Raw genomic sequence first — 13,301 nt, forward strand, 5'->3', positions numbered from 1 at the left:
TGCTGTAATTTGGACTGGTTCTAATGGTATTGTTGATGATTGTAGGTTTGTTGATAATGAAGCTGCTAAACGTGGTGGAGCTATCTTTTTACAGGGAACATCTAAAGAAAACTGTACCAATACAGTATTTAAAAATTCTTACTTTAGAAATAACACTGCAGGTACCAATGGTGGTGCTATTGATTGGAGTGAAGGTGCTAATGATGGTTTGGTTGATAATGTAACCTTCATTAATAACACTGCTAAAAGATCCGGTGGTGCAATCTTCTGGAACGGTCACGATGGTACAATAACTTACGCTAGATTCTATGGAAATAGGGCACTTGGTATAGCTAATGCTACCGATGTTTATGGTAATGTTACATATGGTGGTGATGGTGGTGCTGTAATGTGGTCCGGTGGATTAGGTAAGGTATATTACTCTAATTTTGTAAACAACACAGCCGCTAAGCGTGGTGGTGCAGTATTCCTGCAAGGTAGTGCGACAGAGCCTTGTGATGATACTATATTTAAAGACGATTACTTTGCTAACAACGTTGCAGGTACCAACGGTGGTGCTATTGATTGGAGTGAAGGTGCTAATGATGGTTTGGTTGATAGTGTAACTTTCATCAATAACACTGCTAGAAGGTCTGGTGGTGCTATTTACTGGTATGGTGAAAGAGGTAGAATCATAGACTCAAACTTTGATGACAACAGGGCATTAGGTCTTGTAAACGCATCAAGTTCATACGGATACAACACAACCGGTGGTGACGGTGGTGCTGTAATATGGACAGGATCAAATGGTATCGTTGACAACTGTAATTTCACAGACAACTACGCTGCAGTCCGTGGTGGAGCTGTATTCCTGCAAGGAAGCCTTGAAGGATACTGTATGAACGTGACATTCAGCAATTCCTTCTTTGAAAATAACGTTGCTGAAACCAACGGTGGTGCTGTAAACTTCTACGTAGGAGCACGTGAAGGTAGGATATTAAATTCAACCTTCAAAAACAACAACGCTAAAACCGGTATTGGTGGTGCAGTTGTATGGAAAGGATACAACGGTACAATCCAAGATTCATCATTTACCGAAAACTATGCGAAAAATGATGGTGGTTCCGTATATTTCGAGGGTGATTATGGTAGAGTTTACAACACTTCATATGACGGCAACACTGCTGGAGATGACGGTGGAGCTCTCTGTTGGGCCGGTAATTACGGTAAAATATATAATTTAACTGCCAACAACAACAGAGGAATAAGTGAGGGTACTTCCCACTCCAAAGGAGGAACCTTAATTGTAACAGGTTCAAACATGACAATTGACGTAATGGAAATTAGCAACAGTTATGCTGAAGTTGAAGGTGGGGGTCTGTTCCTCACAGGTAACAATGTAAACATTTCTAATGTTAAATTCTATTTATGTAGTGTAAATGATGATTCCGCTGAGAATGTCGGTGGAGCATTGGACATTGTCGGAAACAATACTCGCCTCATAAATGCAACTATTCAGGGTTCAAACGCCAGATATGGTGGAGCAATTTATGTTCTTGGTAATCATACAAGAATTATCAGTTCTTCATTTGATAATTCTTCTGCTAATTTAGGTGGTTCTATTTACATTAGTGGAGATAATGCCACAATCATTGGTTCTAATTTCACAAACAGCTATGCATATGAAGATGGTGGTGCAATATATATCACAGGTTTCTTAACTGAAATCTATAATTCAACATTCATTAACGGTACTGCTGCAGATGATGGTGGTGCTGTATACTGGCAAGGTAATAATGGTACTCTTGATGGTTGTGTCTTTGTAAATAACAAGGGTATCAGTTCATATGAAGTTGGTAGCACTACAAAGAAACATACTTCTAAAGGAGGTACAATTTCAATAATTGGTAACTATACAAAGATATCTAATTCTAACTTCACAGACAGTTTCACTGAAAATAATAATGGTGAAAATTTCGGTGGTACTATTTTCATCACAGGGCATGATGTGGATCTTGTTGGTTGTAACTTTAATAATTCAGAAGCTAGAAGCTCTGATGGTGGAACAATATACATAATAGGTCATGACGTTAGAGTTATAAATTCCACTATCGATAATTCATCTGCAAGAAAAGGTGGAGCAATATATATTGATGGTGTAAATGCATCAGTTATAAACTCAACTTTAAACAATACTTTTGCAAAAACTGGAAATAGTTATACCGCTAATAATTTAGGTGGTGCAGTATACATAAAAGGTAACAATGCTAATATTATCGGTTCTGAGATTGAAAATGCAAGCGCTTACCAAGGTGGTGGACTCTACTTAGAAGGAGATTACTGTAATGTTACCAATTCTTCCGTGAAAGAAGGATATGCTTATGTTGATGGTGGTGCATTATATTCCACAGGTTCATATTCAAATGTATACTTCTCCAACTTCACAAGCAATGAGGCTAGAGGTGACGGTGGAGCAATGTACTGGCACGGTGGTAAAAATTCCAGAAATAATACTATTGTTGGCTGTATATTCTTGGAAAATGTTGCTTATGCAAATTCAGGTTCAAACACTAAAGGTGGTGGAGCTATCTATTGGTCTGAAGGTGGATATTATGGTACAATTAAAGATTCCCAGTTCATCAATAACTCTGTTCAGTCAACTGTTAAGGCTGATGGTGGAGCTATCCTTTGGGATAAATGTCACTTTGCAGTAATCGATAACTGTATTTTTGATGGAGATTATATTGAAACAACCAATACTGGTGATGTATGGATTCAAGGAGGAGCTATCTATTTAAGAGTAGATGATCCGTACACTATCAGCAATTCCAAATTCATAAACTGTTATTCTGAAAAAGAAGCAGGTGCACTATATGTCCAAAGTAATACTAATGGACGTAAAATTTTAATTGTCAATACCACATTCATAAACAATGTCGCTCAATCTATTGGTCAAAATTCCAATGGTGGTGGAGCAATTCAAGTCAAACAAGCAGACATTGTAATATTACAAAATGTAACATTTATCAATAACACTGCAAATCAAGGTGGTGCTGTTACTGTTTATGATACCAGAACAAATATCACATTCATTGATTGTACTTTTGATCACAATACTGCTAATAATGGTAATGGTGGTAGTATATGGGCTGAAAAAAAATTCTTCATATATAATACTACAATTGCTAACAGTACTGCATCAGGGTATGGTGGTGGATTATATACTACAGCAGACCTCAGTTATGATAACTTGACTTTCATAAATAACACTGCAACATCCGGTGGAGGTTTATACTGGAATAAAGCAGGCATTAAAATCCAGAATATGGAATTTATAAATAATACTGCGCTTGAAAGGGGTGGTGGTATTTATGTTACTGCAGGTACTGCTACAATCCAGAATGTCAACATGACAGGCAACAAGGCATTTACAGGTTCAGCCATTTGGGCAGATAAAGACATCACATTAGTTGATGTTTATTTAATGGAAAATCAGGCTAATTCAAGTTCACTTGACATCAGTTTCGATGAATCTACTGGAAAAATTGTCGTATTGTTCAAAGGTAAGGATAAATACTTAAATGCAATTTATCTCAATGGAGGGACCAAGTTATACTGTACCAATGTAACCTATTGGGATAAAAGTGGTGAAACCAACTCTGGAGCAAGTAAAATTACATGGCCAACCACAACTGCTCAAGATACTCCGGAAGGCGGTCAAAACCTAACTGTTAGAGTATATGGCGGTGATGGAAAGTTAGTTGAGCAAAATATTTTAACAGACAATGACGGTAAAGTTTACTTAAATCTGGCTGACATTATCAGTGATACTAATTATCACGAAATGTATGTTGAATCAGAACTCAATGATGATACATATTATACTATAATAAAAGCCACTACAAGATCTGCTTCACAGGTCAATGCATCTGCAAACAAAACTACATACCACTCAAATTCAACCCTAAATGTAAATGTGACTCAGGGAGCTACCGGTAACGTATCTGTATATATTGGAGATACATTCATTGCAAATATTACTTTAGATAATTCCAAAGGTTCCATTAATATGTCCACATTGGTTGAAGGAGTTTACTTGCCTGTGGGCAATCACACTTTATCCTTTGTTTATAACGGTAATGTGAAATATGATAAATCAAATACAACCGCAATATTGGAAATAACCAAAATAACTCCAGTAATGCTACTTAACGTAACCGGTATAGGATACAACTTGCTGGTAAATGTGACTGTAATGGATGGTGAGTATAACATTACAGATGTAACCGGAAATGTGACAATTCAAGTTGAAGACAGAACAGCAACAATATATCTCGGTAACGGTCAAGGAATGACCATTATTTACGGTTTACCAATTGGAAACTACACTGTCAATGCAACATATCATGGAGATAACAATTATTATAATATTACAAATTCAACTGAGGCAAATGTAACTGAAAAAACACAAACTGTTTTAGTGCTTGACGTTGACTCTGAAAAATTATACTACATTAACGAAACAGTTCCAATTAAGGTAACCATATTGCCTAAAGGTGAAGGGAATATAACTCTTTACATTAATGGTATACCTCATGAGTTAACCCTGCAGACTGTAGACAATTCAACTTTCGTCGAATTTAATGCTACAGAGCTAAAAGATGGAATAAATTATGTGTTTGCTACATATGAGGGTACTGAAATATATGCACCTTCATGGGCACAAGACAGATTCAATGTAACTAAATACAACTCAACCATTGGAATAGAAACAGCTAATATCACATTCAAAGGCACTGAAATCATCAACATCACTCTTCTGGAGGATGCTGAAGGAATTATAAAAGTATTGATTAATGACACTCCATACCTTGTAGAACTGGTTGGAGGATCTGCACAAGTAAATGTCTCTGATTTAGCTGTTGGAACTTACAACGTAACTGTAATATTCAATGGAGATAAGAAATATTACAATTCAACAAATTCAACATTATTCAATGTAACTAAAATCAAGCCAGCTATTGAAATTGACGTTGACAATGTAACTTATGGAAATGAAACTGTAATTACTGTAATTTTACCTGACGGCGTTACTGGAAATGTAACAATTAAAGTAAATGACACAATCCTTGTATATGAAGAGCAGGAAATTGTTGATGGCAAAGTAACTCTTCCGGGCACAATATTGCCTGCTGGCAACTACACTGTTGAAGCAACATATAATGGTGATGGAAACTACTCAGTATGCACCGCTCAAACTAACTTCACAGTATATAGGCAAGCACCTGTACTTACCGTCACAGTTGAAGATATCAACTATGGTGAAAGCGCTAACATTACAGTAACTGTTCCTGATGGGGTAACAGGAACTATAATTATAAAAGTTAATGGAACTGAAAGCGAGCCATTAACAATAACTGAAGGCAAAGTCAACTTAACTGTTGCAGGATTAGCTGTCGGAAATTATCCTGTTGAAGTTATCTACTCAGGCAACGATAACTATTCTGATGATACAGTCACTACTGACTTTGAGGTATTCCAAATCGGCACTGAATTGGATGTTGATGTACATGACATCACCGTTTGGGATACAGAATACATAAATATTACAATTAAAGACGCTGCTGGTGAAATTATTACAAACGCAACCGGCAACGTGACAATCAATATTGACGGTGTAAACCACACTGCAGAAATTAAAGATGGAATTGCAAGATTCAACACTTCTGATTTAACAGTCGGACACAAAGTCATTTGGGTATTCTATGATGGAGACAGAAACCTGACTGCAAACAGATCAATGGCAGAATTCGATGTAGGTCAAAGAGCTCCAATGGTTAACGTAACCGCTCAAAACATTACTGTTGGCGAAGACGGTAACATCACAGTTAAAGTGCCAGCGAATGCAACCGGCTATGTGATAATTGAAATCATTGGCGGAGACACCTACTTCAAGAATGTAACAAATGGTCAAGCTGTTGTATATCCTCAAAACCTAAAAGTAGGAAACTACACTGTAAGAGCAACCTACTATGGTATATCCACTGACAACTACACTGTAAACACTGCTGAAGCAAACTTCACAGTCAAACCGATTGAAGACTACAATATCACAGTGATTGCAAACAACATTACTTACGGTGAAAACGCAACTGTAATTGTCACATTGCCAAGCGATGCAACCGGAAACGTGACAATCTACATTGGCGGTGTTAACAAGGGAACAGTTAATATTACAAATGGAATTGCAACATTAACTGATATTGCAGGATTAAAAGCTGGCCAACATGAAGTTAACGTAACTTATAACGGTAATGAAAGATATGCTTCAAAAGACAAGAACGGAACAATATTCCATGTCCTGCCGACTGATGACTGGACACTTGACATTGATGTTGAAGCACATAAATACGGTGAAGATACAATAATCACTGTGACATTACCTGAAAATGCAAAAGAAAATGTGACTTTAGAAATCGATGGAGTAAACTACACTGTTAAACTAACCGATGGTGTTGGAGAATTAAGATTAAACAACCTTTCCGCTGGACTGCATGAAGTAAATGCATACTACCCTGGTGATGAAAACTACACCAACAAGTCATCCAGTGACAAGTTCATAATCGATCAGGCAACTCCTGCTATTGCAATAAACACAACCACTGCAAAAGTCGGTGAAAATGCTACAGTCAACATTACAGTATCCGGAAACGCAACCGGAAACGTAACAATATACGTTGACGGACAAATGTTTGAAAGAACAATCGTTAACCATACTGTTTCATTAAATGTAACCGGTTTGGCTAGTGGAAACCATAATGTTGTTGTGTTCTACAAAGGTGATCAAAACTACACTTCAAACATCAACTCAACTTCATTGCTCATTGTTAAAAATAGTTCAGACTTGATTATTGTTGCAACACCTGAAAGTGTTGTGGTGGGCAAGAATACAACAATCACAGTAACATCAGTTAATGTGACTTCCGGAAATGTGATTATTGAAGTGAACGGAATCAACTACACTGTTGCTCTCAGCAATGGCGTTGCTAAATTGAACGTTACCTTGCCTGTTGGTGATTACACTGCTAAAGCATACTTCCTTGGTGATGATAAATATAATGCTTCAACCAACACAAGCAATGCTTTCCATGTAATCAACAAGACTGCCGCTTGGGTAAATATTACTGCAGATAAGGTTGTTGAAATTGATAATAACTTGACATTTACTGTGACTACCAACAGTAATTCCACTTTGGTCGTGAAAGTTAATGGTGTTGTTGTAACTCCTGTTGATGGAGTATATAAATTCAATGGCACTGTTGCTGGTAACTACACAATCACTGCTGAGGTTGCAGAAAATGATTACTACACTCAGGCTTCAAATTCAACAGTATTCACTGTAGTCAAACATAACTCTACTGTAAGCATTGATGTTGGTAAAGTTTATGAGGTTGAATCTGACTTCAATATTGTAATTACTAACAATACTGCTGTAGTCGTAACCATTAACGGTAAAGAGTACTCAGTTGCAGACGGTAAAGTCGTTATCAACACCACTGCATTGACTGTCGGTCACTACATTGTAACTGTTACTATTGCTGAGAATGACAAGTATTATGCTAACAGCACAACCAAAGAGTTTGACATCATTAAACACAATGCTACAATCGCAAGCATTACTGTTCCAGATGTCAATGTCGGTGTTGGCAAAGCTGCTACAATTACTGTGACTATGGGTAACGTAACTGCTGGATCACTCATTATTGAGGTTGATGGACACAACTACACTGTTCCTATTGTTAACAAAGTCGCTCAATTGAATGTGACCCTGCCTATTGGTGATTACACTGCTAAGGCATACTACCTAGGAGACGACAAGTACAACCCAGTAAATGCTACAAGTGATGAATTCTCAGTTAAAGACAAAGAAATTCCTATAATCATCATTGATGCTCCTAAAGTTGTTGAAGTTGACAATAATATCGTGTTCACAGTCACCAATTCAACTCCTGTAAATGTGACTGTAAACGGTGTGACTGTTGAGCTTAAAGACGGCAAGTACACCTACAATGTAACTGTTGCAGGAACTGCTACAATCATTGTCAGGTCTGCTGAAACCGATGAATACTATGAAGGATTCAACTCAACCACTGTAACTGTGATTAAGCATAACTCTACTGTAAGCATTGATGAGATTCCAAACCACTTTGTTGGTGACGAATTCGATATAACTATTAATAATAATACGTCTGTTGTTGTAACAATCAACGGTAAAGAATATCCAGTTGTCGACGGTAAAGTTGTAGTGAACACTACCAAATTGCCTGCTGGAGAGTACACTGTTACAGCTACAGTCTATGAAAATGACAAATATTATGGAAACAGCTCAACTGTTTCATTCAATATTACAAAACGTGCCTCAAGCGTAAATATAACTGTAAACCCAGAATATTATGTTGGTGAAGCATTCAACATAACTATTCAAAATAATACTGCTGTTAATGTAACAATTAATGGTAAAGAATATTCAATTGTAAACGGTAATATTTCAATTCCTGCTGATGAATTGCCTGCTGGACACTACGTCATTACAGCAACAATCAAGGAATCAGACAAATACCTTGCAAACAGCACAACCAAGGAATTCGATGTTATCAAGAACAATTCAAATGTGAATGTAACTGCAGATCCAATAAAAGTTGGACAAACTGCAATAATCGAAATTGCCGGTCCAAATGATTATGGCGGCATGGCTGTTGTCACTGTTTATGGAAAAGACTACATGGTCAAATTAACCAGTGGCGCTGGTCAGCTTGAAATTGCCGGACTCGGTAATGGTACATATGATATTAACGTAACTTACCTTGAAAACGATAAATATCTCCAAAGCATTAACGATACAGTTAAATTAATCGTATCCAAAGTGGATGATGCTGAAATCACTTCAAGTGTTGAAAACATTACTGTTGGAGATCCTGCAGTAATCAAGGTTACAGTTCCAGAGGATGCTACAGGCAATGTGACAGTAACTATTGGAAATATCACAAGAACAGTTCCAATCAATGGTGGTGAAAATGAAATACTTGTTCCTGGCGTTCCTGTCGGAGACCATGAAGTGAAAGTGACCTATAACGGTGATAACAAATACTTGCCTGCTAACACAACTACCTCATTAACAGTCAAACCTGCTGAAACCGACCCTTCAGATATCAAAGTGGTTGATGAAGGTAACGGTACAGTTGTGGTTGTTGTTCCTAAGGATGCAACCGGAAATGTAACCATTACAATCAATGGTACTGACTACACTTCCACAGTCATTAACGGAACCGCAACTTTCGACCTGACTGATGAGAATCCTGGAACATATAACGTAACTGCAACCTACTCAGGTGATAAGAACTACACTCCTGCAACAACAAATGCTAATGTGACAATTCCTAAACATGCAACACCAATGAGCATTGAAGTCAAAGATGCTAAGGTTGGTGAAACCGTTAAAGTGACTGTAAATGTTCCTGAAGACCTTAAAGGCAATGTGACTGTTGAAATCAACGGTAAAACCTACTCTGCAAAACCTTCAAACGGAAAAGCAGAATTCGAAATAACCGGATTGCTTTCAGGCAACAAGACAGTTATTGCAGAATATGATGGAGACGACTGGTACATGGCTAATTCAACCACTGTAAACTTCACAGTATCCAAAAACCCTGCTCCAATATCTGTTGAAGTGGACAACTCCACTAATGGTCAAGCTACAATAACAGTAACCCTGCCAGAGGATGCAAAAGGATATGTGATCGTAAATGTTGATGGAGTTGACTACGGAATCAACTTGACTGCCGGTGACAAGTCAGTTACCGTTCCAATCACACACACTGGAGACTACGTTGCTAAGGTTAACTATCTTGGAGATGACAAATACCTTGGAAACTCCACTTCCAAAGACTTCCATGCTTCAAGCAGCAAAGCACATCCAAATATTGCAGCTGAAGTGGAAAATGTTCCTGTTGGAGAAGATGTGACAGTTAAAGTGACAGTTCCTGAAGGCGCTGACGGTAATGTGACCGTGACTATTGACAATGTCACCGTAACAGCTCCTGTAAAAAGTGGGGAAAACATTATTAAAGTGCCTGGTGTAAGTGAAGGAAACCATGATGTGAACATCTCATACAGCGGTAATGATCGTTATGAACCTGAAAAAATCACTAAATCAGTTTCAGTCTTCAGGTCAATTATTGCTAACGACATGACCAGAGGATGGGGCAGTCCGTATGACTACAAAGCGGAATTCCTGGATGAAACCGGACATGTGATTGCAGACACTGAAGTCAAGTTCGTTGTAAACGGCAAGACCTACACTGCAAAAACCAACAATCAGGGTATTGCTTATCTGGACACATCCAAATTGCCTGTAGGTAAATATAATATAACATGTATCAATCCGGTAACTGGTGAACAAGTCACTGCTAAGACAACTATTGTAAAACGTCTGATTGAAAACAAGGACATTACAATGGACTTCCTTGATGGAACCTGGTATAAAGTAAGGGCTATCGGTGATGATGGTAAACCTGTAGGTGAGGGTGAATTTGTCCAAATCAGTGTACATACCGTAAGTTACTCCTGTAAGACAGATAAGAACGGTTATGCTAAACTCAAAATTAACTTGAACCCTGGCAAGTACACAATTACTGCAGAATACAAGAACACAACAGTGAAAAACAAGCTTGTGGTAAAACAAACCTTTAAATTAGTCAAAAAGACAGTTTCAGTCAAAAAAGGCAAAAAACTCGTCCTTCAGGCTAAACTCAAATGGTCCAATGGTAAAGCCATCAAAGGTAAAGTCATTAAAATCAAATTTAAAGGCAAAACCTATAAGGCTAAAACCAACAGTAAGGGTATTGCAAAGGTTACTATAAAAACTAAAATTACCAAAAAGCTCAAGAAAGGTAAAAAGTACGCTTACTCAGCTACTTACCAGTACAATACTGTTAAAGGCAAAGTGTATGTTAAATAAATAGGAAGTTGATCTTCCTACTTTTTCTTCTTTTTTTGTAAATCTATCATTTGATGTAGATTACTCAGTTTAGATTTATTGATTTTATATCTTATATCTATTTTAATTAGTTTAAGGTTTAATTATTATTGTTGTTATACCAATAACTATCAATATTATTAGGCGTTATTTCCAGTATATTGATTTTCAAAACACTGCCAAAATCTTCATTGATATTGGATTGTAAATTTCATCTGTTTGTAATGGTTTTGGTCAGAATTATCTTAAAATATAAATTTATATATCATCTTCAACAAACATTAATTAAAAGTAGTGTGATATGATGGAAGAGATAATGATTAATTGGGCTTATGTAATCCTTTTATTTATTTTGGGTTTCATTACATATCAAAGGAAATCCCTGGATTTGTTCGGCTCAGTGGTAATGATTGTGATGGGAGTCGTGATAATATTTTCCGCTGGAGTCAACTGGCTGCTTTTAATTGTTCTCTTTTTGATAATGAGCCTCGCTGCAACCAAGTATTCAAAAAAGTACAAAAGGTCTTTGGGACAGTTTGAAGGGAGGAGAACTTCCAAAAACGTAATCTCAAACGGTGTTGTCGCATGTTTCATGGCTGCATTCGGAGGGTATTATTTGCCGTTCGTTGGAGGTTTCATCGGTGCAATCGCAACAGCAACCGCCGACACTCTTGCATCTGAAATAGGGGTGCTTGACCCTCATCCAAGATTGATTACAACTCTTCAGAAGGTTGATCCAGGTACCAACGGTGCGGTTTCACCTCTGGGAACAGCTGTAGCAATAGTGGGTGCTGCAATAATTGGAATTGCCGCATTCTTTTTAGGCATCGTTTCAAATCCGTTATCAGTGATAGTTGTTTCTGTTATTTCAGGTACTGTGGGATGCTTTATGGACAGTATTCTTGGAGCACTCTTTGAAAACAGGGGTTATATTACAAACGAGCATGTGAATCTTCTTGCAACGATTGTCGGGGCTATTGTTGGAATCATACTTATATAAACTTATTTTAACTATTAACTATAAAGATTATATTATTGGTGATATTTTATGAAAGGACTTATTTTGATTATGGATGGTATGGGCGACCGTCCGATTAAAGAACTGGGAGGTAAAACTCCCCTTGAAGCTGCAAACACTCCAAATATGGATAAAATGGCGGCTGAAGGAATAACTGGAATAATGGATTCAATCGCTCCGGGAATAATTCCTGGAAGTGACACAGCACACTTATCAATTCTTGGTTATAACCCTTATGAAGTTTATACTGGTCGTGGACCATTTGAGGCAAACGGTGTAGGTGTGGAAGTTTTACCTGGAGACATTGCATTCAGATGCAACTTCTCAACCGCCGATGAGGACCTGGTTGTAACTGACAGACGTGCCGGAAGGATTAAGGAGGGCACCGATGAGATTGTGGCTGTATTGAACACTATGGTTCTTGAGGACTATCCTGATGTTAAAATCATCTTTAAGGAATCAACCGGTCACAGGGCAGTTCTTGTCTTAAGGGGAGAAGGGCTTTCAGATAAGGTTTCAGACGCTGATCCAAAAGTTGAAGGAAACAAACCTAAGGAAGTAAAAGCTTTGGACGACACTCCTGAAGCTGCAAAAACCGCTGACATTTTAAATAAACTGGTTGTCAAAACCTATGAAATGGTTAAGGACCATCCTGTTAACTTGAAAAGAATTGAGGAAGGCCTGCCACCTGCAAATATTGTAATCCCGAGGGGTGCGGGTGAAGTGCCTGTAGTCGAGTCACTCAATGAAAAGTATGAGGTGAACTCAGCATGTATTGCAGAAACAGGTCTCATCATGGGTATCGGAAGGTTTGCCGGAATGGACATCATTGAAATGGAAGATGTAACCGGTGGAATCGATACCAATTTGGACAATATTCGTGATACAATTGTCGACCAGGTTAAAAACTCAGACCATGACTTCTTTTTGATAAACATCGACGGTGCAGATGAGGCTGGCCACGACGGACAGACCAAGGAGAAAAAGGAATTCATTGAAAAGGTCGATGAAGTTGTCATGAGTGAGCTAATTAAATTAGAGGATGTTTACATTTATTTAACTGCTGACCATTCAACTCCAATTTCTGTAATGAACCACTCAGGAGACCCTGTGCCGGTTTTAATCAGGGGTCCTGAAGTCAGAACCGATGACGTTACAGAATTCTCAGAACGTGCTTGTGCAAAAGGCGGATTGAACCGTATCCGTGGATCAGATGTCATGAACATCATGATGGATTTAATGAATTATGCACACAAGTTCGGAGCATAG

At 37.9% G+C, this 13,301-nt stretch carries 3 protein-coding genes; all 3 read left to right on the top strand.

Annotation, left to right across the window (positions count from 1 at the left end; all coding sequences use genetic code 11):
* Nucleotides 1-10,996, top strand: a 10,996-nt coding sequence (locus tag QZV03_RS04480) for an Ig-like domain repeat protein (RefSeq protein ID WP_296874502.1), incomplete at its 5' end; no start/stop codon positions are given.
* Nucleotides 10,997-11,315: 319 nt separating this feature from the next.
* The gene (locus QZV03_RS04485) at nt 11,316-12,014 is read left to right on the top strand and encodes a TIGR00297 family protein (RefSeq protein ID WP_296874503.1); all 699 of its coding nucleotides are present in this window, start codon (nt 11,316-11,318) and stop codon (nt 12,012-12,014) included.
* Between the two features lie 48 nt (nt 12,015-12,062).
* Nucleotides 12,063-13,301, top strand: a complete 1,239-nt coding sequence (locus QZV03_RS04490) for a 2,3-bisphosphoglycerate-independent phosphoglycerate mutase (RefSeq protein ID WP_296874504.1) — start codon at nt 12,063-12,065, stop codon at nt 13,299-13,301.

Source organism: uncultured Methanobrevibacter sp. (assembly GCF_902788255.1).
Lineage (GTDB): Archaea > Methanobacteriota > Methanobacteria > Methanobacteriales > Methanobacteriaceae > Methanocatella.